Origin of the sequence: Halomonas saccharevitans (assembly GCF_032333995.1) — a bacterium.
Taxonomy (GTDB): domain Bacteria; phylum Pseudomonadota; class Gammaproteobacteria; order Pseudomonadales; family Halomonadaceae; genus Halomonas; species Halomonas saccharevitans.
In genome coordinates this window covers 69,063-91,913 of the sequence record NZ_JAVXUR010000002.1, presented here as the reverse complement: position 1 = coordinate 91,913, position 22,851 = coordinate 69,063, and the positions used below count along the sequence as shown (strand labels likewise).

Sequence of the window (22,851 nt, the reverse complement as noted above, 5' to 3'; positions counted from 1 at the left end):
CCCTGGCGTCCGTGATGGCAGCGACTAGGTCAGGTCGGTCAGCAGGGCCGGCAGCTCGCGCACGTGCGCCAGCCGATGCACGCCCGCCGGCAGCGCGCCTGGCGGCGGGTCCGGGGCGATCCACACCGCCCGCATCCCTAAACGCAGCGCCGGCAGCACATCTTCTCGCCAGGAATCCCCCACGTGCAGCGCCCGCGAAGGCGCGGTCTCGAGCCGCGCCAGGGCGGCCAGGAAGGGTCGCGCGTCCGGCTTGGGAGCCTGGATCTCGCCGGCGGCGATGGCCACCCGGAAGTGGCGACACAGTGCCAGGCGGTGCAGCGCCAGGTTGCCGTTGGTGATGGCCCCCAGCCGGTAGCGATCGCCAAGCTCTTCGAGCAGCGGCTCCACCTCGGGGTGGGGCGCGACGTCCAGGCGCAGCGCATGAAAGCGTCCCATGGCGGCGGATGCCCACAGCCAGGCGGCGCTGCGTGGCAGCCCAAAGGCCTCCAGCAGTTCCACCAGGGCGCGCTCGCGCAGCCAGCTGAAGTCGCCCCGCCGCGGCGGGAAGCGCTCGGCCAGCCGGCCGCGCGCCGCCTGATAGGCCGCCAGGGGATAGCGCTCGGCGAATCGCCCGCGGGACTCGCCGCGGCGCGACAGCCAGTCCGTCAGGGCCTCGTCGAGCCAGGCATAGTGGCCGGTCTCGGTGCGCGCCATCACCCCGCGGTTGTCCCACAGGGTGTCGTCCAGGTCGAAGGTGATCGCCTCGAGGCTCATCAGGGCTCTCCGCTGTCGTCGCCGCGGCGTCGCGCCCGCGGATGGGCGGCGTCGTAGCTCGCCGCCAGGTGCTGCCAGTCGAGCCGGGTATAGACCTGGGTGGTGGCGAGATCCGCATGGCCCAGCAGCTCCTGCACCGCGCGCAGGTCCTGGCTCGACTCCAGCAGGTGGCTGGCGAAGGAGTGGCGCAGCCGGTGCGGATGGAGATGCTCGGCGAGCCCCCGCACCTTGGCCAGCTCGGCGAGGCGCCGCTGGATGCCGCGATGCCCCAGCCGTCCCCCGCGCACCCCCACGAACAGCGCCTGGGCGTCGTGCGCGGCCAGCTGGCCGCGCACGGTGAGCCAGGCGTCCAGGGCCTGGCGGGCTCGCCGGCCCACCGGCACCTGACGAGGCTTGCCGCCCTTGCCGAGTACCCTGACCCGCTGCGGCTGAAGATCCCCGAGATCCAGCGCCGCCAGCTCGGCCAGGCGCAGGCCGCTGGAGTAGAAGAGTTCCAGCATCGCCTGATCGCGGCGCGCCAGCGGCGAGTCGTCGTGGGGCGTGTCGAGAAAGCGCGACAATTGATCCACGTCCAGCGGACGCGGCAGGTGGCTGGGCTGGCGCGGGGCCTTCACCAGTGAGACCGGGTTGTGCGCCAGCTCTCCCGTCTCCACCAGATGAGCGGCGAAGCGCGAGATCGCGGCGCGGCGGCGAGCCAGGCTACGCGGTGCCAGGCCGCGCAGCCGCTCGCCGCCGAGGAAGCGGCGCAGCAGGGCGGCATCGAGTCCGGCCCAGTCGTCGATGGCCTCGGCGGCGAGAAAGGTCGTCAGGGCCGCGAGGTCGCGCCGGTAGGCGTCGGCCGTGGCGGGGCTCGCGGTGCGCGCCAGCCCGGCGAGGAAGGCCTCGACCGCGGGCTCGAGTATCGCGGTGCTCACGACGAGGCGGGCGCCATGCGCACCAGCAGGCGCGCCACCACCTCCCCCACGTAGTCGGTGAACAGGGTGTCCATGCTGGCGCGGAAGTGATCCGGGTCGGGGCTCGCCAGCACCAGATAGCCCAGCGGCTCGCCCAGGGTCAGCCGCGCCACCGCGCAGGAGCCGGCCTTGGCGGGCGCCGGCACGTGGGGCAGCAGGCGCTTCCAATCGGTGGGGGTCAGTCGCGTGCAGCGGCTGGGCCGGCCGTCGAGAAGCGCCGCCAGGCGCTGGCCGGCGTGATCGTCGAGCACCTGTCGGGGCGCCTGGGGCGGGTGGGGCTCGGCATCGGTGAGGCTGGCCGGGCACCACAGCGCCACCGCCGGGGTGTGGAAGTTCTCGGCGAGCTGGGTGGCCAGCGCCTGGCCCAGGGCGTCGTTGTCCTCGGCCTCGAGCAGCGCGAGGATCAGCTCGCGAGTGCGTCGATACTGGCCCTCGTTGAAGCGGGCCGACTCCAGCAGCTGCTCCAGGCGCCATTCGGCCTGCTCTGCGCGGGCGCGCAGGTCATGCACCAGCCGTTCGAGCAGTGAGGTGGCGCCGCGGGTCTCGGGGTGGGGCACCTTGAGCTGCTGCAGCAGCCCCTCGCGCCCGACGAAGAAGTCCGGGTGACGGGCCAGCCACTCGGCCACTCGATCGGGATCGAGGGTCTGGCGCGGGTCGGGGGCGGCACGGGTCATGGGCACTTCTCCTTGGGTGGCGGGGGCGACTCAGTTCAGCACGACGCGGCCGTCGAAGACGCGCTCGGCCGGTCCGGTCATGATCAGCGGGGCGGCGTCGCCGCCCCACTCGATGCGAAGCTCGCCACCGGGCAGGTGCACGGTGACAGGGCTCTCGAGCAGCCCCTGGCGGATGCCGCTGGCCACGGCCGCGCAGGCGCCGGTGCCGCAGGCCAGTGTCTCGCCGCTGCCGCGCTCATAGACTCTCAAGCGGATTTCGTGAGGTGACACCACCTGCATGAAGCCGGCGTTGACACGCTTGGGGAAGCGCGGGTGCGACTCGATGGCCGGGCCCAGCCGCTCGACGGGGGCGGTGTCGACGTCCTCGATCCGCAGCACGGCGTGGGGATTGCCCATGGAGACCACGCCGATCTCATGGCGCTCGCCGTTCACCTCGAGGGTGTGAAGGACCCGGCCCTCGGCGGCGTCGAAGGATTCCGTGGTGAAGGGCAGGGCCTCGGGGGCGAAGCGCGGCTCGCCCATGTCGACGCGCACCCGGCCATCGTCCTCGACCACCAGGGTCAGCGGGCCGCCGGCGGTCTCGACGTGGATCTCGTGCTTGTGGGTCAGGCGCTGGTCGCGCACGAAGCGCGCGAAGCAGCGCGCCCCGTTGCCGCAGTTCTCGACCTCGCTGCCGTCGGCGTTGTAGATGCGGTAGCGGAAGTCGCTGTCCGGATCACGGGGCGGCTCGACCACCAGCAGCTGGTCGAAGCCGATGCCGAAGCGCCGGTCGGCCAGGCGGCGGATCTCCTCCTCGGTGAAGCGCGCCCGCTGGGTGACCAGATCGACCACCATGAAGTCGTTGCCCAGCCCGTGCATCTTGGTGAAGTGCAGGAGCATCAGCGGGCCTCTTGTGCGTTGTCGGGCAGCAGCGCCTCGCCGGCCCAGAGTTCCTCGAGGCGCTCGCGGCGACGCACCAGGTGGGTCCGATCGCCGTCGACCATCACCTCGGCGGGGCGCGGGCGGCTGTTGTAGTTCGAGGCCATCACGAAGCCGTAGGCCCCCGCGGAGCGCACCGCCAGCAGGTCGCCCGAGGCGATAGCGAGTTCGCGATCCTTGCCCAGGAAGTCGCCGGTCTCGCAGACCGGGCCGACCACGTCATAGGTGGCGGCGTCGCGTGGGTGGCGGGTATCCACCGGCAGGATCGCCTGCCATGCCTGGTAGAGCGCCGGGCGGATCAGGTCGTTCATGGCCGCGTCGACGATGGCGAAGTTCTTGGTCTCGCCGGGCTTCAGGAACTCGACCCGGGTCAGCAGCACGCCGGCGTTGGCGGCGATGGAGCGGCCCGGCTCGAAGAGCAGGGTCAGGCGCTCGCTGCCCGGCCACGCCGAGAGGCGCTCGAGCAGGGCGGTGGCGTAGTCGAAGGGCGCGGGGGGGTGCTCGTGCTGATAGGGCACGCCCAGCCCGCCACCGAGGTCCAGGTGCTCGATCTCGATGCCGCGCTCGCGCAGGCGCTCGAGCAGCACCAGCAGGCGGTCGAGGGCGTCGAGGAAGGGCGAAAGCTCGGTGAGCTGGGAGCCGATGTGGCAGTCCAGGCCGACCACCTCGAGGTGGGGCAGCGTGGCCGCCAGCTCATAGGCGGCCAGCGCCTCGTCCACCGGAATGCCGAACTTGTTGTCCTTGAGCCCGGTGGAGATGTAGGGGTGGGTGCCGGCATCGACGTCCGGATTGACCCGTAGCGAGACCGGCGCTTGCATGCCGAGCCGGCCCGCTACCGCGTTTAAGCGCTCGAGCTCGGGACGCGACTCCACGTTGAAGCACTTGATGCCCGCCTCCAGGGCGCGGGTCATCTCGGCCTCCTGCTTGGCGACGCCCGAGAAGACCACCCGGGCCGGATCGCCACCGGCGGCGAGCACGCGCTCGAGCTCGCCTATTGATACGATGTCGAAGCCGGCGCCCATCGTCGCCAGCAGGCCCAGCACGGCGAGGTTGGAATTGGCCTTGACCGCGTAGCAGATCAGGTGCGGATGGCCGCCCAGGGCCTCGGCGTAGGCGCGGTAGTGGCGGGCGAGGGTCGCCCGGGAGTAGACGTAGCAGGGCGTGCCGAACTCGTCGGCGATGCGGGTGAGCGGCACATCCTCGCCGTAGAGGACGCCGTCGCGGTAGTCGAAGTGATCCATGCTAGCTCTCGTCGTAGCGGGCGGTGTCATCGTCCTGCTGGGCGGCGGCGTCGTCCGACGTCGCCTGCTCGGCGGCAGGGTCGTAGCGCTCGGCGGCCGCCTCGTCGCCGGGCAGGTAGAGCGGGCCCTTCTGGCCGCAGCCGGCCAGTGCGAGGGGCAGGGCCAAGGCCAGGGCCAGGGCGGAGAGGAGCCGGCGCATCAGGCCAGGCTCGCCAGGGCATCGCGGGCGCGTTGCGCCGCGGCCCGCACCTGGTCCGGGGCGGTGCCGCCGATGTGGTTGCGGGCCGCCACCGAGCCCTCGAGGGTCAGCACCTCGAAGACGTCCGCCTCGATGGTGTCGGAGAACTGGCGCAGCTCTTCGAGGCTCATCTCGGAGAGGTCCTTGCCCTCCTTGAGGCCGAAGGCCACTGACTGGCCGACGATCTCGTGGGCGTCGCGGAAGGCCACGCCCTTGCGCACCAGGTAGTCGGCCAGGTCGGTGGCGGTGGAGAAGCCGCGGCGGGCGGCCTCGGCCATGCTGGGCTTCTTCGACTCGATGGCCGGGGCCATGTCGGCGAAGGCGCGCAGGCAGCCCTTGACGGTGTCCAGGGTGTCGAACAGCGGCTCCTTGTCCTCCTGGTTGTCCTTGTTGTAGGCCAGCGGCTGGGACTTCATCAGCGTCAGCAGGCCCATCAGGTGGCCATAGACCCGCCCGGTCTTGCCGCGCACCAGCTCCGGCACGTCGGGATTCTTCTTCTGCGGCATGATCGAGGAGCCGGTGCAGAAGCGGTCGGGCAGGTCGATGAAGTCGAACTGGGCGCTGGTCCACAGCACCAGCTCCTCGCTCATTCGCGACAGGTGCATCAGCAGGATGCTGGCGAAGGCGGTGAACTCGATGGCGAAGTCCCGATCGCTGACCGCGTCGAGGCTGTTCTCGGCGGGCCGCTCGAAGCCCAGCAGCTCGGCGGTGACGTGGCGGTCGATGGGGTAGGTGGTGCCGGCCAGCGCCGCGGCGCCCAGCGGCAGCACGTTGACCCGCTTGCGACAGTCGAGCAGGCGCTCGTGGTCGCGCGCCAGCATCTCCTGCCAGGCCAGCAGATGGTGGCCGAAGGTCACCGGCTGGGCGGTCTGCAGGTGGGTGAAGCCGGGCATGATGGTGTCGGCCTCGCGGTCGGCAAGCTCGATCAGCCCCTCACGCAGGCGCGCCAGTTCGGCGGCGACGACGTCGATCTCGGCGCGCAGGAAGAGGCGGATGTCGGTGGCCACCTGGTCGTTGCGCGAACGGCCGGTGTGCAGCTTCTTGCCGGTGATGCCGATCTTGTCGGTGAGCCGCGCCTCGATGTTCATGTGCACGTCTTCCAGGGCCACCGACCACTCGAACTCGCCGCGCTCGATCTCGCCGCGGATCTCGTCGAGGCCCTGGGTGATGGCGTCGCGCTCATCAATGGTCAGCACGCCGACCCTTGCCAGCATGGTGGCGTGGGCGACGGAGCCCTGGATGTCGTGGAGGGCGAGGCGCTGGTCGAAGCCGACCGAGGCGGTGAAGCGTTCGACGAAGGCGTCGGTGGGCTCGCTGAAGCGGCCGCCCCAGGACTGATTGGTGCCGGGGGTGGAAGGACTCGGGCTCATCGGGCTGGGCATCCTGCTTGACGATAGGGGTGGTGGGCGCCGTCTGGGCGGCGCTGCCTTGACATGGCAGAAAGTGTACCAGAGTCCACGAGGCTGGCGAGGGGCGGCACACGCTCGGCGCGACGCGATTTTTCCTGTTTCGCGCGGTGCTTTATGATGAGGCGTATCCACATCATCACCGGGCGCCAGCGCATCGTGCGCCATCGGCAGGCCAACCGGTACGGGAGAACCACGTGCAAGCCATCAATACCCTGCGTATCGCCACCCGCAAGAGTCAACTGGCCATGTGGCAGGCCGAGCATGTCCGCGACCGTCTGATGGCCGCCCACCCCGGCCTGCAGGTCGAGCTGGTGCCCATGTCGACCCGCGGCGACAAGATCCTCGACACCCCGCTGGCCAAGGTCGGCGGCAAGGGGCTGTTCGTGAAGGAGCTGGAGGAGGCGATGCTCGACGGCCGCGCCGACATCGCCGTGCACTCCATGAAGGACGTGCCCATGCACTTCCCCGAGAGCCTGGGGCTCTCGGTGATCCTCGAGGGCGCCGAGCCCACCGACGCCTTCGTCTCCAACCACTACGCCTCGCTCGACGAGATGCCCCAGGGCGCGCGCATCGGCACCTCCAGCCTGCGTCGCGGCCTGCAGATGCGCGAGGCGCGTCCGGACCTCGAGGTCCTCAACCTCCGCGGCAACGTCCAGACGCGCCTGGGCAAGCTCGATGCCGGCGAGTACGACGCCATCCTGCTGGCCACCTCCGGCCTCAAGCGGCTGGGCCTCGAGGCGCGCATCGCCATGGAGCTGCCGCCCGAAGTCTGCCTGCCGGCCTGTGGCCAGGGGGCGTTGGGCATCGAGTGCCGCCTGCACGACCCCGAGCTTTTGGCGCTGCTGACCCCGCTGGACGACGCGACCACCGCCACCCGGGTGCGCGCCGAGCGCGCCATGAACACCCGCCTCGAGGGCGGCTGTCAGGTGCCGATCGGCGGCCATGCCGTGTTCGAGAACGACGGTCAGACCCTCTGGCTGCGTGCCCTGGTGGGTAATCCGGAGGGCACCCGGGTGCTGCGCGCCGAGGGCCGCGGCTCGATCCATGAGCCGGAGGCGCTGGGCATCCGTGTGGCCGAAGAGCTGCTCGACCAGGGCGCCGGCGATATCCTCGCCGAGGTCTACGGCGCCGGCTGATGGCGAGCCGTCCGGTGTTGATCTCCCGCCCGGGCGAGCGCGCGGGCCCGCTGGCCGAGGCCATCGAGGCCCGCGGCCTGCCCGTGGAGCGCCTGGATGTCATGCGCCTCGAACCGCTGGCGGAGACGCCGGCGGCGCGCAGCACCTGGCTGGACGTCGACCAGTTCGACAAGGTGGTGGTGGTCAGCCCGTTCGCCGCCGAGTGTTTGGCGAACGCCCTGGATCGCTACTGGCCGCAGCTGCCGGTCGGCATCGACTACTATGCGGTGGGAGCGTCGACCGCCGCCGCTCTTCACCACCACCTGGGCGTGCGCGTGCACGTGCCGCCGCCGGAGAGCGGCGAGGACACCAGCGAGGCGCTGCTGCGCCTCGCATCTCTGCGGGCCCTCGACGAGCAGCGCGTGCTTCTGGTGGCCGGTGAAGGCGGGCGCACCTTGCTCGCCGATACCCTGGCCGCGCGGGGCGCCCGGGTGACGCGCTTGGCGGTCTATCGGCGTCGCCTCCTCGACCCCGCGCCGCCCCTGCAGGCGCGGCTGGCCGAGGGCAATTATCGTGCGCTGGTGGTCAGCAGCGGAGAAATTCTCGAACATCTGGCAGGATGGTGTACGGATGCCGCCTTGAACCAACCGCTAATCGTTTCCAGCGCGCGGTTGGCTACACTGGCCGGCAGGCTGGGATTTCGCGTCCCCGTGGTGGCCTCGGGTGCCACCCCTGCCGCCCTGGCGGTCACGGTCGCCGGGAGCAGCGCCCCTGAGGAGGCCGATGTCGATCATGATGATCTCGAAAAGGGCTAGCGACAGATGAGCAAGCAACCAAACGATCAGGACGAACAGCAGACGCCTTCGGATGCGGCTCAGGGCGCATCGACGCCCTCGGGCGGCCAGGGGAGCGGCGAAGCCGACAAGGGTGGCGGTACCGCCTCCCGTCGCTCGCGCCGCCGAGGCAAGGGTGGATCATCGGCGCCGGCCGGTCAGGCGAAGCAGGAGGCGGCAGCGCCGGGCGCCGCCGCGCCGAGCTCGGATGACGCGGCCGCGTCGTCCAGCACGCCGAGTGCCGGCACCGACCAGCCGAGTGGTCAGGGCGGTGCGACCGAGACGAAGTCGCCGAGCGCCTCCGCCGACACGCCGGCCACCGGCGCCAACGCGTCCAAGACGCAGAACGCCTCGACCGACAAGCCGGCCTCGGGAGGCGCCAGCGCCGGCAAGGCCAAGGCCCAGGGCGCGCCCGGGGACAAGGCGAAGGCCTCCGACGCTGGCAAGCCCCCGGCCGGTGGCGCCGCCACCGCCAGGCGCGACGGCGGACAGGGCGGCGGCAAGTCCGGCGCCGTGGCGCTGGTGCTTGTGATCCTGCTGGCCATCGGCGTGGGCTTCTTCGGCTGGCAGGCCTGGCAGAAGCTCGAGGCGCAGCAGCAGCGTCTCGCCGCGCTGCCCGCCGACGTCGCCAGCGAGTCCGCCCTGGGCGAGCTGGAGGGCCAGCTGGAAAGCGCCGAAAGCGAGCGTGACGCGGCCCTCGAGTCGACACTCTCCAGCCTGCGCGGCGAGTTCGCCGACTATCGCAGCAGCGTCGATGAGACCCTCGATAAGGTACTCGACGAGCTGTCCCGTGAGCAGGACGCCGACGAGCGCGACTGGCTGCATGCCGAGGCCGCCTACCTGCTGCGCCTGGCCAATCAGCGCCTGCTGCTGGAGCGCGATGTCGAGGGCGCCGCGGCCCTGCTGCGCACCGCCGACGCGCGCCTGCGTGAGGCCGACAATCCCGCCCTGGTCCCGGTGCGTCGCGAGATCGCCTCCGAGCTCGCCGCCCTGGAGGCCGTGCCGACGGTCGATCGCACCGGCCTCTACCTGGCGCTCAACGCCCAGCAGGAGTTGATCGCCGGCCAGCCTCTGGCTCAGGACATCGAGGAGATGACCGCCGATGCCGCCATCGAGGAGACGCCCACCGGCGATTGGCAGCAGCAGCTGTCGCGCTTCGGCAACGAGCTCAAGGACCTGGTCACCGTGCGCAAGCACGACGAGGCGCTGGAGGCGCTGATCGCCCCGGAGCAGGAGTCCTACCTGCGCCAGAGCGTGCGCCTGGTGCTCGAGCAGTCCCAGCTGGCGCTGCTCAAGGAGGAGCAGGCGCTCTATGAGGCCAGCCTCGACAAGGCCCTGACGCTGGTCCGCGGCTACTACGATACCGACGCCTCCGGCGTCCAGTCGGTGATCGCGCGCCTCGAGGAGCTCAAGCAGCGCAGCATCCGCCCCGAGCTGCCCGATATCAGCGGCTCCCAGCAGGCGCTGGCGAGCTTCATCGAGCATCGCTTCGAGAGCCGCTCCGCCGACCAGGCCGAGGGCGGCCAGGGAGATGACGCATGAGAAAGCTGATTCTGATCGTGGTCCTGGGCCTTGCGCTCGGGGCGCTGTTCGGCCAGCTGATGATGTCGGTGCCGGGCTACTGGCTGGTGCGGGTGGGCGACACCTCCTACCAGACCTCCTTCTGGTTCGGCCTGGTCATCCTGCTGGCGGTGTTCATCGTGCTGCACTTCGGGCTGCGCCTGTTGATGCGCCTGACCCGGCCGGTCAGCCGCTTCAAGGTGTGGAACAGCCGGGCCCGCAACCGCACCGCCATGAAGCGCACCGTGCGCGGCCTGGTGGCGCTCGCCGAGGGGCGCTGGAAGCGCGCCGAGAAGGCCCTGGTCAAGGCCGCCGATGACTCCAGCACGCCGCTGGTCAACTACCTCTCCGCGGCCCTGGCCGCCCACTATCAGGGGCGCTACGAGCAGGCCGATACCCTGCTCAAGCGGGCGCACCTGAGCACCGAGGGCGCCGACACCGCGGTGGGCATGATGCAGGCCCAGCTGATGCTGGATCGCCAGCAGTACGAGGAGGCGCTGGCGATCCTGACCCGCCTGGACCGCCACCTGCCGAACCATCCCCAGGTCCTCAAGCAGCTCAAGCAGGCCTATCTCAGCGTCAGCGACTGGGACGGCCTGCGCCGCCTGATGCCGCGGCTGGGGACTCAGCAGCTGATCTCCCGCGAGGAACGCGAGCAGCTTGAGCTGCGCGCCTACCGCGAGCTGATCGGCCAGGAGGCACGCAACCCCGGCGACATCGAACGGGTGCGCAACCTCTGGGCCGACATGCCCGATTACCTGCGTACCAACAACGACCTCATCGTGCTCTACGCCGAGGCGCTGGTGCGGGGCGACCAGGAGGGCATCGCCGAGCGGCTGCTGCGCCACTCCCTCAAGGAGCACTGGGACAGTCGCCTGGTGCTGCGCTACGGCCTGCTCGACGTGGATGCCCGCCGACAGCTGGTGGTGGCCGAGAAGTGGTTGCAGGAGCGGCCCAACGACCCGGACCTGCTGCTCACCCTGGGACGCCTGGCGCTGAGCAACGCCTACTGGGGCAAGGCTCAGGAGTACTTCGAAGCGAGCCAGCGCCAGCGGCCCAGCGGCGTGGCATGCGCGGAGCTGGCCCGGCTCTACGCCAACCTGGGCGAGCATCAGAAGAGCCAGCTCTTCTACCGCCAGAGTGTCGAGCTGCTCGACAAGTCGCTGCCCTCGCTGCCGCAGCCTACCGAGACACCCGACTCGGCGGCGAAGACGGCCAAGGCGGCGTCCTGAGCCACGCCCGAACCTGAGCCAGGCTCGCCCGAGTCACCATGATCCGGTTCGCCATGAAGTGAAGCGCACAGCAAGAGGGGCTGCCATTCGGCAGCCCCTCTTGCTGTGCGCGATCCGGATGGCTTGGGAGTGCCGTAAGGGAAGAAGAAGGCTACCGCCTGCCGCAGCCGTCGAGGCTGCGCCCTGCTCTGCGACGCGCCGGTGATCGATCGTGTCGCCTTGGGGCTCTGCCGCGCCCGGCGCGACGCCCAGCCGCCCGATAAAACGACAGCGGGGCCGCCGAAGGCGACCCCGCTGTCGGGAAGGCAGGCCCCCGCGGGCGCCTGGCGGTGGGCGCCTAGACCTCGCTGTCGTTGGGCTGGCGATGGTCGGCATCGGCGATCTCCTGGACGCCGTGGCGGGTATCGTCGCCGTGGGCGGCATCGGAGGGTCGGCCACGCGACGCGGCGTCCAGCAGCCGCAGGTTGGCCGCCGGTGAGCCGCCCTGCTTGTCCTCGCCGAAGTACAGCGTGGTGTGCGGGAAGGGGATCTCGATGCCGGCCTCGTCGAAGCGCAGCTTGACCAGGCGGTTGTAGGCGCGCCCCACGGCCCACTGGTCGCCGGGCGTGGTCTTGATGACCACCCGGATATTCACCGAGCTGTCGGCCAGTGCCACCACGCCGGCCACGGTGAGCGGCTCTAGCAGCTTTTGGCCGTGCTCGTCGCTGGCCTTGAGGTCCTCGAAGGCCAGCTTGAGCTGCTCGATGGCCTCGTCGATGCTCTCGCGGTAGGCGATGCCGTATTCGCCGACGTGGTTGCCGAACTCGCGCATGTAGTTGGAGACGGTGTCGACGCTGGAGAAGGGCACGATGTGGTAGGTGCCGGACAGGTCCCGGATGCCCACCGAGCGGATGCTCAGCTTCTCGGCCGTGCCGGTGATGCCGCCCACCGTGACCACGTCGCCGGTGTTCATGGCGTTCTCGACCTGGATGAAGATGCCGGTGATGATGTCCTGGACCAGCTTCTGGGCGCCGAAGCCGATGGCCAGGCCCAGCACGCCGGCACCGGCGATCAGCGGGCCGATGTTGATGCCGATCTCGGAGAGCACGATCATCGCCGTCATGGTGACCAGGGCGATGGCCAGGGCGTTGCGGAACAGCGCCAGCAGGGTCTGGGCCCGGGCCGAGGGCACGCCGCCGCCGGTCTCGGGGTTGAGCTTGTGCTCGATCAGGCTGGCGAGCCCCAGCCAGGCTGCCGCCGCCACCGCCAGGATCACGAACACGCTGACCGTCTTGCCGACGAGGTCGCGGCCGGCCTCGGAGGCGTACCAGCCGGTGAGATCGAAGGCGCCCCAGGCGCTCAGCACCACCATGGTCACCGTGATCAGGATCAGCACGCGGACGGCGCGCAGGGCGTTGGGCACGTAGCTGTTGAGGCGTGGCTCGAGCAGCGGCAGCTTGCGCCGCAGGTCGTCGGAGACCCGGATCTGGCGGCCGATGGTCTGGGTCAGGAAGGTCGATGCCAGCATGCCCACCACCACGGTCGCCAGCGTCTTGAGGGTGGCGAAGAGCACGAAGGGCAGGGCGTCCGCGGGGCGGGTCAGGGTGAGTACCAGCACCATCACGAAGTAGGCCAGGGCGAACAGGTGCCAGGTGCGGGCGAACAGCTGCAGAGAGACCCGGCTGGCGGCCATGGTCGTCTGCCGTGCCTTGCGGTTGAGGGCGTCACGCAGTCGCTTGCGGTTGCGCAGCACCACCGCCACCGCATAGACGAAGGCGGCGATCATGATTAGTGTGCCCATGCTCTGGCCTAAGGTGGGGGCCAGGTAGGCGCTGATCAGCGGCACCACCACCATCAGGCCATAGCCGACCAGGCCGATGAGCCGGGCGATCCAGCGGTTCCAGTAGGAGGCCTCGTCGGCGGCGATCGGCAGCAGGCGAAGCCCCTCGTAGCGTGACGAGAACAGCATCCGCACCCCCGCCTTGAGCAGCTCGATCACCAGGAAGGCGTTGAGGAACAGCGAGGCCCGGGTGGAGAGCTCGCCGGCCTCGCCGACGGCGAAGGTGGCGACCAGGTTGCCGCCGACGTAGGCGAGCGCCACCACCAGCACGTCGATCAGCGCGGCCAGCGCGACGCAGAGCACCAGGCGCAGCACCGGGTTGAGTCCCTGGTCGGTGAGCGACCACTGGCTGATGCGCGTGAAGACCGGCTTGGCCAGCCGGCGAATGATCAGGAACAGCGCGAGGGTGGCGAGTATCACCAGGCCCAGGTTGATCGCCGCCTCGCTGAAGGCCTCCATGTCGAAGCTGGCGGTCGCCTCGGCGCTGCCCGCGACCAGGCCGCCGACCGCGTCCATCACACTGGCCAGCTGGGTGCCGATCTCGCCGGCGATACGGCTGGTGGCCTGGGCCAGCTGGCGCGGCAGGGAGGGCTCGGAGGCCGCCACGGCCGCTTCGGCCCGTGGGGCTTCGGCGGCGGCCAGGCCGCGCAGCTGGTCGATCAGCTGTTGGCGGCTCTCGGCGTTCTCGAGCAGGTCGGCCAGGGTGGAGTAGGCCGGCGGCTCGCCGCCGGTATCGGCTTGCTGTGCCTGGGCCGGGCCGGCGAAGGCCACCAGGGCCAGCAGCAGCCAGCCGCACAGGGCTGTCAGGGCTCGCATAGGATTCACGCAGTGATCTCCGTCTCTCGGGGCGTTGGCGATGGGATGTCAGGGAAGCGGTGCATCATCGGCATGGTACGGGTTTGGCGCCGTGATCACGACCCGGAGGCTGTGGGGATATTTTTATGTACAATTATTGTACATCGTGCCCGCTATCTGCCAACATTGCCCTATAGCAGCGGCCTGAGGTCGCTGCCCCCTGCAAGGCAAGCATGCGATACTCTTAGCCACCCTCTAGGGTGGCTTTTTTTTGCTTGGGCGTCGTGGGGAAGGGATGAGCATCGATTCGTTGACACTGCTGGCCGTGGCGGCCGGCGGGGGCCTGGGAGGCATGGCACGCCTGGCGCTGGGGGACGTCGTGGCGCGTCGCCTGGGCGCCGGCCTGCCGTGGGGCACCCTCGCGGTCAACCTCAGCGGCGCCCTGCTGATGGGGCTGCTTGCCGGCCTGTTGGAGCCGACGGCTTCGGGACCGGCGTGGTCGCTTGCGGCCATCGGCCTGCTGGGGGGCTACACCACCGTCTCCTCGTTCAGCCTGCAGACCCTGACCCTCGCCCGTCAGGGCCGCCGCGCCGCCGCCTTGGTCAACGTCCTCACGACCCTGGTGGCGGGGTTCGCCGCGCTGCTGGCGGGGGCCTGGCTGTCGGGCGGGCTCTCTTGATCGCCTGGCGCGCCTACGGCGCCGTGGGGCTCGGTAGCGCCTTGGGGGCGATGCTGCGCTATCTCGTCGGGGTCGCGCTGGCCGGGCCGGCCTTCCCCTGGGCCACGCTGCTGGTGAACGGTCTGGGCTCGTGGCTGATCGCCGCCTTCACCGCCTTCGCCGCCCACCGGGTCCACGGCCGGGTAGCGCGCTGGCAGCCCTTCCTGGTCGCCGGCTTCTGCGGCGGCTTCACCACCTTCTCCCTGTTCGGCCTCGAGACGCTACGGCTGCTTCAGGTCGGTCGCCCCTGGCTGTCGCTGGGCTATGTGCTGGCGAGCGTGCCGCTGTGGCTGGTGGCGGCCTGGCTGGGACATCTCATCGGCCAGCGGGCGGCGGCGCGGGCCTGACGGCACACGATCGGGCGTCGCCGCGCCGGGCGGCTCAGTCGGTGCGCGACGACACCCAGGCGCCGGCATCGGGGATGTTCATCTCGTAGTCCCGGTCGAGCCAGGGCGAGCTGACCATGAAGTCGGCGCTGGCCGCGTTGCAGGCCACCGGGACGTTCCACAGCGCCGCCAGGCGCAGCAGCGCCTTGACGTCGGGGTCGTGGGGCTGCGGCGCGAAGGGGTCCCAGAAGAAGATCAGCAGGTCGAGGCGCTGCTCGGCGATGCGCGCGCCGATCTGCTGGTCGCCACCCAGCGGGCCGCTCATCAGGCCCTCCACCGCGAGGCCCAGCTGGCGCGAGATGCGCTCTGCCGTGGTGCCGGTGCCGACCAGCTGGTGCCCGGCCAGGGTCGCCTGCCAGCGGCCCACCCACTCCAGCAGTTCATCCTTCTTGCCGTCGTGAGCTACCAGCGCGATGCGCTTCTTGGCCGGCAGGGTGCGCGTTACGTTACGCGGCGGTCGATGTGACATCTCGATGCTCCTCGGAAGGGGGCGTTCCAACGATGACGATAACGCTTTCAAGGTAAGTTTACTACTTGATGCCGTGTCTGCAGGCATGCCAGGGGGTGCGTCGCTGTTCCTTGCATGCTGGTTTTCAGGCGGTAATGGGTCGTAACGGCTTCGTGGGGCGGCGATCCGAATGGCAGTGAAGCACCGCGTCGGGTGTTGCGGTCAATGTTGTAAAATTACTTAAAAATCCTTGAGCCCCCGGGAGAGCTGGTCCACATTTAGGGCACGCGATGCGTGGCTCGACGCGCCGGGAAGAGCGCGACGGCCTCGCCAGACACAACGTTCACGCCCCGGGGCGCTCTAACCCCAGAGGGTCGAGATCACCGAACGCACCGGACCGAGGAGAATCATCTTATGACGCTCAAGATCGCCATCAACGGCTTCGGCCGCATCGGCCGCAACGTGCTCCGGGCCCTGTTCGAGAACGGCTATCGCGACCGCGTGCAGGTCGTCGCCATCAACGATCTCGGCGACCCGGCCATGAACGCCCACCTGCTGCGCCACGATACCGTGCATGGCCACTTTTCCTTCGCCGTCGACCACGACGAGGAGAGCATGAGCGTGGACGGCCAGCGGATTGCCATCCTCTCCGAGCGGGACCCCGCCGCGCTGCCCTGGCAGGCCCTGGGGGTCGATCTGGTAATGGAGTGCACGGGGCTCTTCACTCAACGGGCGGACGCCGCCCAGCACCTCGAGGCCGGCGCCAGGCGCGTGCTGATCTCCGCGCCCAGTCCGGATGCCGACGCCACCGTGGTCTTTGGCGTCAACGAGGACGTGCTCACCGCCGAGCACGAGGTCGTCTCCAACGCCTCCTGCACCACCAACTGCCTGGCGCCGGTCGCCCAGGCGCTCCATGAGGCGGTGGGCATCGAGAATGGCCTGATGACCACGGTGCATGCCTATACCAACGACCAGCACCTCTCCGACGTCTACCACCAGGACCCCTTCCGGGCCCGCAGCGCGACGCACTCGATGATCCCGACCAAGACCGGCGCCGCGGCGGCGGTGGGGCTGGTGCTGCCGGCGCTTGCCGGCAAGTTCGATGGCCTGGCGGTGCGCGTGCCGGTGATCAACGTCTCGCTGGTGGACCTGACCTTCACCGCCGGGCGCGACACCAGCCGGGAGGAGATCAACGCGATCGTCGCCCGGGCCGCCGAGGCCTCCCCGGTGCTGGCGGTCAACGCCCAGCCGCTGGTCTCCATCGACTTCAACCACGACGCCCACTCCTCGACCTTCGACGCCAACCACACCCGGGTGAACGGTCGGCTGGTCAAGGTGATGGCCTGGTACGACAACGAGTGGGGGTTCTCCAATCGCATGCTGGACACCGCCCTGGCCATGCAGGCGGCCGCAGCGCGCTAGCGCGTCGCGGCCGTTCCCAGGTCACTCCGGGAGCGTGCCCCGGGCGCACCTCAGTCGGGAAGATGCCAGGTCGCCGGGCACTGGCCGGCGGGGTAGAGCCGCTGGGCGGTATCGGCGTTGCGCCGCTCGGCCAGGCACTCGCGCCCCTCGCCGAGGGCGCGGAGCAGGGCGTCATCGGGATGGCGCACGTTGACCAGGGTCAGGTCGTCCCGGCGCGTCACCGCATAGTCGACACTCAGCGACTGGACGAAGGGTTCCAGGCGGGCGGGATGGCTATCCAGGCACAGCGAGAGGCGCATGGCCCCGGCATCGATCAGGCCGGCATGCAGCCCGGCCGCCACCAGCCGGCCGAGGATGTCGTGCTGGCGAGCCTCGTCCATGAAGGCGAAGTCCCGCGGGCGGATCTCCAGCAGCGTCTGATCCTCGCAGAACATGACGGCGGGCACCTCGCCGTCGCGGCGGGCATCCTCGGCGATGGTGCTGCCCGGCGCCTCGAGATCCTGGAAGGAGCGCACGGTCAGTGGGATAGCCCGCTGCTGAAGCGGTGCCAAGGTCTTGGGATGGATCACCGTGGCGCCGTGCCAGGCCAGCGCGATCGCCTCGTCGTAGGAGATCCGTTCGAGCTGCACCGCGTTGTCGACGCGTCGCGGGTCGGCGTTGAAGAGCCCCGGCACGTCCTTCCAGATGGTGACGGCCTCGGCGTCCAGGCAGTGGGCGAGGATCGCCGCGGAGTAGTCCGAGCCCTCGCGCCCCAGGGTCGTCGCCGTGCCCTCGGGGGTGGCGCCGATGAAGCCCTGGGTGACGCGGAGCCTGCCGTCGTCGAGGTCCAGGCCGCGCACCCGCTCGGCGGTGGCCGCCCAGTCGACGTTGGCCGCCTGGTGATCACCGTCGGTGACGATCAGCTCCCGGGCATCGCGCCATTCGCTGGCCAGGCCCGCTTCCTCGAGCCAGGCGGCGACGATGGTGGTGGAGAGCAGCTCGCCGAAGCACACCGTCTGGTCGTAGTGGAAGGGCCGCTCTCGGTGCGCATGGGCGCGGTGGCGCCGGTCGAGTTCATCGATGAGCGCCTCGACGCGGCGCGCCACCGGCTCGGCCTCTTCCCCGAACAGCGCCTCGACCGTGGCGAGGTGGTCGCGGCGCAGGGCCGCGAGGCGCTCGCGGTAGTCGGCGTCGTCGCTGCCCCTGGCCGCCGCGAGCAACGCCTCCAGGGCGTTGGTGGTCTTGCCCATGGCCGAGACCACCACGACCAGCGGACGCTCGGGGAAGCGGGCGAGCAGCTCGCCCAGGTGGCGGATGGCCTCGGCGTCCTGGATCGAGGCGCCGCCGAACTTGAAGACCTGGGTCATGGTGACTCCTTCCGCGGTGGCATGGTGTCGCTACCATGCGCGAAACGGAGATGCGAGGAAAGGGTGCGCCGCGGGCGACCGCCATCGATGGGGCGGACCAAACGACGACGGGCACCCGAAGGTGCCCGTAGTGTCTGCCTCGAGGAATCTGACGGCGTCAGCTCAGCCGCTGCCGGTAGTCCTCGTAGCCGAAGGTCTTCACCGTGCGCACCTCGCGGCTCGCCTCGTCGATGCGGCAGATCGACGGCAGGCGCATGCCATTGAAGGTGGTGGTCTTGACCATGGTGTAGTGGGCCATGTCGGTGAACACCAGGCGATCGCCGATCGAGAGCGGCGCATCGAAGCTGTACTCGCCCACCACGTCGCCGGCCAGGCAGGTCAGCCCGCCCAGGCGATAGGTGTGGGCCTTCTCGCCGGGCTCGCCCGCGCCGATGATCTCCGGCCGGTAGGGCATCTCCAGCACGTCGGGCATGTGCGCCGTGGCCGAGGTGTCGAGGATGGCGATGGCGCCGTCGTTCTCGACGATATCGAGCACCGTGCAGACCAGGTAGCCGGTGTTGAGCGCGATCGCCTCGCCGGGCTCCAGGTAGACCTCGAGGTGCGGATGGCGCGCCTTGAAGTCGCGGATCACCCGCACCAGCCGCTCGACGTCGTAGTCGGGACGAGTGATGTGGTGGCCGCCGCCGAAGTTGACCCACTTGCGATCGGCGAGATAGCGGCCGAAGGCCTCCTCGAAGGCCGCCAGGGTGCGCTCTAGGGCGTCGCTGTCCTGCTCGCAGAGGGTGTGGAAGTGCAGGCCGTCGAGGCCCGCGAGTTCCACGCCCTCGAGCTCCGCCGCCCGGATGCCGAGCCGCGAGCCCGTCGCGCAGGGGTCGTAGAGCGCGACCTTGCCCTCGGAGTACTCCGGGTTCACCCGCAGCCCGCAGGAGACCGTGCGCGGCGCCTCGGCCACGGCCGCGCGGTGGCGCTGCCACTGGGCCGGGGAGTTGAAGCTGAGGTGGTCCGCGTAGCGCAGCACCACCGCCATCTCCGCCTCGCTGAAGGCCGGCGAGTAGGCGTGCACCTCACCGCCGAAGGTCTCCGCGCCGAGGCGCGCCTCGTCCTGTCCGCTCGCCGTGGTGCCGACCAGGTACTGGCTGACCAGCGGGAAGGCATCCCACAGGGCGAAGCCCTTGAGCGCCAGCAGGATGCGCGCCCCGCTCTCTGCCTGGACCCGCTCGAGCAGCTCCAGGTTCTTGCGCAGCAGGGCGTCGTCCACCACGTAGGCCGGCGAGGGGCAGGCCATCACGTCGAAGTCGGGCGTATCCACCATCGTCGATCAGGCCAGCGGGTCGGCGTCGGGATCGAGCTCGACCATCTGCCACGGCAGCCCCATGTCGCCGACGCGATCCATGAAGGGGTCCGGGTCGAGCTGCTCGACGTTGAACACGCCGTCGCCCTTCCACAGGCCCTCGAGCATCAGCATGGCGCCGGTCACCGCCGGCACGCCGGTGGTGAAGGAGACCGCCTGGGACTGCACCTCGCGGTAGCAGGCCTCGTGGTCGCAGATGTTGTAGATGTGCACCTTGCGACGCTTGCCGTCCTTGATGCCGTCGAGGATCACACCGATGTTGGTCTTGCCCTTGGTGCGCGGCCCGAGCGAGGCCGGGTCCGGCAGTACCGCCTTGAGGAACTGCAGCGGCGTGACCTGGCGCCCCTCGAACTCGATCGGCTCGATGCTGGTCATGCCGACGTTCTCGAGCACCTTGAGGTGGGTGAGGTACTGCTCGGAGAAGGTCATCCAGAAACGGATGCGCTTCAGGCCCGTGATGTTCTGGCAGAGGGACTCGAGCTCCTCGTGATAGAGCAGGTAGAGGTCCTTCTCGCCGATGCCGTCGAAGTCGAAGGTGCGCTTCTCGGCCAGCGGCGCGGTCTCCTTCCACTCGCCCTCTTCCCAGTAGCGGCCGTTGGCGGTGATCTCGCGGATGTTGATCTCGGGATTGAAGTTGGTGGCGAACGGGTAGCCGTGGTCGCCGCCGTTGGCATCGAGGATATCGATGTTGTGGATCTCGTCGAAGAGGTTCTTCTGGCCCCAGGCGCAGTAGATGTTGGTCATGCCCGGGTCGAAGCCGCAGCCCAGGGTGGCCATGTTGCCGGCCTTGGCGAAGCGTTCCTGGAAGGCCCACTGCTCCTTGTACTCGAACTTCGCCTCGTCCGGGTGCTCGTAGTTGGCGGTGTCGAGGTAGGGCACGCCGGTGCGCAGGCAGGCCTCCATGATGGTCAGGTCCTGGTAGGGCAGGGCCACGTGGATCAGCAGCGCCGGCTGGACGGACTCGATCAGCGCGACCAGCGCCTCGACGTCATCGGCATCGACCTGGGCCGTCTGGATGGGACGGTCCAGCTGCGCCGCGATGGCGCGGCACTTGTCTTGGTTGCGGCTGGCCAGGCAGATCTCGGAGAAGACCTCGGGATGCTGGGCGCACTTGTGGGTAACGACGCCACCGACGCCGCCGGCGCCGACAATCAGGACTTTGCTCATGGGGTTTCGAATCCAGATCGAGAAATGTTCAACGATAATAGGGTCTTATCGGACGATGGACCGCGTCTGCGAGCCCGGACCCGATGCCACCCCGGTCGACCTTTCGCGCCGATCCCCGGGAGGTCGGCGCGAGTGCGCGATGATGGCGTCGAAGCGAGTCGGGGGCAAGTGCTTTTCGCGGTCCGCCTCATACCAAAGGCTAGGTCGTGAGCGTGGCGACGTGCCGGGGGCGTCGCCACGGCCATGGCAGCCTCGGGACCCTGGCGCGCGCCTCAGTCCGCCGTCGGGAGAGTGATGCGCTTGGCCTCCAGGTAGGCGTCGAGCCCCGCCGGGCCGAGCTCGCGGCCGATGCCGCTGCGCTTCATGCCGCCCCAGCTGGCGTGGGGCGGCGCGACCTGGTCGCAGTTGCACCAGACGTTGCCCGCCTCCAGGCGCCGGGCGATCGCCTCGGCCCGGGCCGGGGAGCCGGCCACCACGGTGGCCGCCAGGCCGAAGTCGCTGTCGTTGGCCAGGGCGATGGCCTCCTCATCATTGGCCACCCGCCGCGCGCAGAGCAGCGGCCCGAAGATCTCCTCGCGCCACAGTCGGCTGTCGGTCGGCACGTCGCGATAGAGGCGCGGCGCCACGAAGCAGCCGTGCTCGGGCGGCGCGAGGGCGGGGGTGGCGCTGGCAAGCGCCTCCCGCTCGGCCTGGATGAGAAAGCCCTGCACCCGGTCGCGCTGCACGGCGTTGGCCAGCGGGCCCATGTCGGTCTCGGTCGCCAGCGGATCGCCCAGGCGCAGCGCGCCCATGGCCTCGTCGATGGCGTCGAACAGGGCGTCCGCCAGTCGCTCGTGAACCAGCAGGCGGCTGGTGGCGGAGCACATCTGACCGGCGTTGTAGCAGATGCCGGCCATCACCAGGTCCCGCGCCTGGGCGAGATCGGCATCCTCGGTGACCACGATCGGCGACTTGCCGCCGAGCTCCAGGGAGACCGGGCGCACCCCGTGGGCGGCGGCCTGCATCACCGCCTCGCCCACCGCGTTGCTGCCGGTGAAGGAGAGCTTGTCGATGCCCGGATGCCGGCTCAGCGGCGCGCCGATGCCCTGGCCGTCACCGTGCAGCAGGTTGACCACTCCGGCCGGCATGCCCGCCTCGAGCACGAGCTCGGCCAGCGCCCGTTCCGGCAGGGGGGTGACCTCGGAGGGCTTGAACACCACCGTGCAACCGGCGGCCAGCGCCGGGGCGAGCTTCCAGGCGCTACTGACCAGCGGGAAGTTCCAGGGGGTGATCAGGCCCACCACGCCGACGGGATCCCAGTAGCGCCGGGCCGAGAGGCCCGGAAGGCCGCTCGCGTCGGCCTGGCCCTGGCGCTCGCCCAGGGCGCGGGCCTGGTCGGCGTAGTAGCGGTAGCAGTCGATGGCATCACTGAGGTCCTGGTGCGCCTCGGGCAGTGGCTTGCCGTTATTGCGGCTCGAGAGCGCGGCCAGCGACTCGCGGCGCGCCTCGAGCCCGGCGGCGATGGCGTCGAGATGCTCGCCTCGCCGACGCTCCGGGGTGGCGCGCCAGCCGGGCAGGGCGCGGCGCGCGGCGGCCACGGCCGTCTCCACGTCCGCCGGGTCGCCGGCGGTGACCTCGGCGATCACCGTCTCATGGTAGGGGTCCACCACCGGGTGGCGGGCCTCGGCCCGGCTCGGCACCCAGGCATTGTCGATGAACTGCTCGGTCAGGGAGTGCTCGGTCAGGGAGTTCATAGGGCCTCTCGTGCTCAGCGAATCGGCAGCCAGCGGCGCCGGGTCGGCCGCATGCCGGGGAAGTTCAGCTCCACCACGCGCAGCCCGAGGGTCAGCACGATGGTGGTGGCAAGGTAAATGCCGGCGATCAGCAGCAGCGGCTCGTAGATCAGGAAGGTCTCGTCGCGAATGATGTTGGCTGCCTGCAGCAGGTCCATCAGCGCGATGGTGGAGACCAGCGGTACCGACTTGAGCAGCAGGATCATCTCGCCGGTCAGGGTCGGCAGGCAGAGCTGGATGGCCCGCGGCAGCCACAGCCGGGCGAGCACCTGGGCGCCGGAGAGCCCGAAGGCGCGGCCGGCCTCCAGCTCGCCCCGGGGCACGCTCTGCATGGCGCCGCGGATCACCTCGCCGGAGTAGGCGCCGACGCTGAGCATGAAGGTCAGGGCGCCGAAGAAGAAGGGATCGCGCAGCAGCGGCCAGAAGACGCTTTCGCGGATGCCCGGTACGCCTTCCAGCAGACGGCCCACGCCGTAGTAGAAGAAAAACAGCTGCACCAGCAGCGGGGTGCCGCGGATCACCGTGGTGAAGGCCAGGGCCAGCCAGGCCAGCGGCCGGGGGCCGCGCAGGCGGGCCAGGGCCACGCCCACGGCGAGGAACAGGCCGCCGGCGGCCGAGACCACCAGCAGCCACAGGGTGTTGACGAAGCCCTCCCACAGATACTCCTGATAGAAGGGATCGCTCAGCCAGGAAAAGTCCAT

General features: G+C 70.1%; 20 protein-coding genes and 1 pseudogene. 7 read left to right on the top strand and 14 right to left on the bottom strand.

The features are described 5' to 3' along the window. Positions 1-24: 24 nt before the first annotated feature. The 7 genes and pseudogenes from RSO68_RS05850 to argH all read right to left on the bottom strand — a co-directional run bounded on the left by RSO68_RS05850 (position 25) and on the right by argH (position 6,147). Positions 25-756 (bottom strand): HAD family hydrolase, encoded by a 732-nt coding sequence (locus RSO68_RS05850; protein WP_089847657.1) that lies wholly within the window; start codon positions 754-756, stop codon positions 25-27. Continuing rightward, a complete protein-coding gene (locus RSO68_RS05845; RefSeq protein WP_089847656.1) occupies positions 753-1,667 on the bottom strand; it encodes a tyrosine recombinase XerC in 915 nt (304 codons plus the stop codon). The genes RSO68_RS05850 and RSO68_RS05845 overlap by 4 nt, the downstream gene beginning before the upstream one ends. Next, a complete protein-coding gene (locus RSO68_RS05840) occupies positions 1,664-2,380 on the bottom strand; it encodes a DUF484 family protein (RefSeq protein ID WP_089847654.1) in 717 nt (238 codons plus the stop codon). Before RSO68_RS05840 ends, RSO68_RS05845 begins: the two co-directional genes overlap by 4 nt. Before the next feature lie 30 nt (positions 2,381-2,410). Then, complete coding sequence (gene dapF / locus RSO68_RS05835; protein WP_089847652.1) at positions 2,411-3,259, bottom strand: diaminopimelate epimerase; 849 nt, start codon at positions 3,257-3,259, stop codon at positions 2,411-2,413. After that, the gene (gene lysA, locus RSO68_RS05830) at positions 3,259-4,539 is read right to left on the bottom strand and encodes a diaminopimelate decarboxylase (RefSeq protein WP_315585800.1); all 1,281 of its coding nucleotides are present in this window, start codon (positions 4,537-4,539) and stop codon (positions 3,259-3,261) included. Before lysA ends, dapF begins: the two co-directional genes overlap by 1 nt. An 85-nt stretch (positions 4,540-4,624) precedes the next feature. After that, positions 4,625-4,738 (bottom strand): annotated as a pseudogene (gene lptM, locus RSO68_RS15915) (LPS translocon maturation chaperone LptM); the annotation flags it as partial. Beyond that, complete coding sequence (gene argH, locus RSO68_RS05820) at positions 4,738-6,147, bottom strand: argininosuccinate lyase (RefSeq protein WP_089847645.1); 1,410 nt, start codon at positions 6,145-6,147, stop codon at positions 4,738-4,740. The pseudogene lptM and the gene argH, both read right to left, overlap by 1 nt. Before the next feature lie 233 nt (positions 6,148-6,380). Here argH and hemC point away from each other — a divergent pair, with 233 nt between their 5' ends. Genes hemC through RSO68_RS05800 form a run of 4 tightly spaced genes read left to right on the top strand, consistent with a single transcriptional unit; the run spans position 6,381 to position 10,926 of the window. Beyond that, positions 6,381-7,322: a hydroxymethylbilane synthase gene (gene hemC, locus RSO68_RS05815; protein ID WP_089847644.1), complete on the top strand. Its 942-nt coding sequence runs from the start codon at positions 6,381-6,383 to the stop codon at positions 7,320-7,322. Beyond that, positions 7,322-8,116, top strand: a complete 795-nt coding sequence (locus RSO68_RS05810) for a uroporphyrinogen-III synthase (RefSeq protein WP_089847642.1) — start codon at positions 7,322-7,324, stop codon at positions 8,114-8,116. Before hemC ends, RSO68_RS05810 begins: the two co-directional genes overlap by 1 nt. A 6-nt stretch (positions 8,117-8,122) precedes the next feature. After that, entirely contained in the window at positions 8,123-9,676 is a 1,554-nt protein-coding gene (locus tag RSO68_RS05805) for a uroporphyrinogen-III C-methyltransferase (protein WP_315585798.1), read from the top strand. Then, positions 9,673-10,926 (top strand): heme biosynthesis HemY N-terminal domain-containing protein, encoded by a 1,254-nt coding sequence (locus tag RSO68_RS05800; RefSeq protein ID WP_315585797.1) that lies wholly within the window; start codon positions 9,673-9,675, stop codon positions 10,924-10,926. The genes RSO68_RS05805 and RSO68_RS05800 overlap by 4 nt, the downstream gene beginning before the upstream one ends. Positions 10,927-11,263: 337 nt before the next feature. On the opposite strand, the gene ybiO is transcribed toward RSO68_RS05800, so the two are convergent. Next, positions 11,264-13,570: a mechanosensitive channel protein gene (ybiO, locus tag RSO68_RS05795; RefSeq protein ID WP_390882390.1), complete on the bottom strand. Its 2,307-nt coding sequence runs from the start codon at positions 13,568-13,570 to the stop codon at positions 11,264-11,266. Positions 13,571-13,835: 265 nt separating this feature from the next. Here ybiO and crcB point away from each other — a divergent pair, with 265 nt between their 5' ends. Both crcB and RSO68_RS05785 read left to right on the top strand, forming a co-directional pair. After that, a complete protein-coding gene (gene crcB, locus RSO68_RS05790) occupies positions 13,836-14,219 on the top strand; it encodes a fluoride efflux transporter CrcB (protein ID WP_089847632.1) in 384 nt (127 codons plus the stop codon). Then, the gene (locus RSO68_RS05785) at positions 14,216-14,605 is read left to right on the top strand and encodes a fluoride efflux transporter FluC (RefSeq protein ID WP_315585795.1); all 390 of its coding nucleotides are present in this window, start codon (positions 14,216-14,218) and stop codon (positions 14,603-14,605) included. The genes crcB and RSO68_RS05785 overlap by 4 nt, the downstream gene beginning before the upstream one ends. Before the next feature lie 34 nt (positions 14,606-14,639). Here the strand turns inward: RSO68_RS05785 and RSO68_RS05780 are convergent, their stop codons facing one another. After that, the gene (locus RSO68_RS05780; RefSeq protein ID WP_315585794.1) at positions 14,640-15,113 is read right to left on the bottom strand and encodes a methylglyoxal synthase; all 474 of its coding nucleotides are present in this window, start codon (positions 15,111-15,113) and stop codon (positions 14,640-14,642) included. Between the two features lie 393 nt (positions 15,114-15,506). Between RSO68_RS05780 and gap the strand changes: the two genes are divergently transcribed. Continuing rightward, a complete protein-coding gene (gap, locus tag RSO68_RS05775; RefSeq protein WP_315585793.1) occupies positions 15,507-16,514 on the top strand; it encodes a type I glyceraldehyde-3-phosphate dehydrogenase in 1,008 nt (335 codons plus the stop codon). Positions 16,515-16,564: 50 nt separating this feature from the next. On the opposite strand, the gene RSO68_RS05770 is transcribed toward gap, so the two are convergent. The 5 genes from RSO68_RS05770 to RSO68_RS05750 all read right to left on the bottom strand — a co-directional run bounded on the left by RSO68_RS05770 (position 16,565) and on the right by RSO68_RS05750 (position 22,851). Continuing rightward, a complete protein-coding gene (locus tag RSO68_RS05770) occupies positions 16,565-17,860 on the bottom strand; it encodes an aspartate kinase (protein WP_315585792.1) in 1,296 nt (431 codons plus the stop codon). A 157-nt stretch (positions 17,861-18,017) separates the two neighbouring features. After that, positions 18,018-19,172, bottom strand: a complete 1,155-nt coding sequence (nspC, locus tag RSO68_RS05765; RefSeq protein WP_315585791.1) for a carboxynorspermidine decarboxylase — start codon at positions 19,170-19,172, stop codon at positions 18,018-18,020. Positions 19,173-19,178: 6 nt separating this feature from the next. Then, positions 19,179-20,378 (bottom strand): saccharopine dehydrogenase family protein, encoded by a 1,200-nt coding sequence (locus RSO68_RS05760; protein WP_315585790.1) that lies wholly within the window; start codon positions 20,376-20,378, stop codon positions 19,179-19,181. 272 nt (positions 20,379-20,650) lie between these two features. Then, a complete protein-coding gene (locus tag RSO68_RS05755) occupies positions 20,651-22,111 on the bottom strand; it encodes an aldehyde dehydrogenase family protein (RefSeq protein ID WP_315585789.1) in 1,461 nt (486 codons plus the stop codon). Positions 22,112-22,125: 14 nt separating this feature from the next. Beyond that, on the bottom strand, positions 22,126-22,851 hold the full coding sequence (locus RSO68_RS05750) for an ABC transporter permease (protein ID WP_315585788.1): 726 nt from the start codon (positions 22,849-22,851) through the stop codon (positions 22,126-22,128).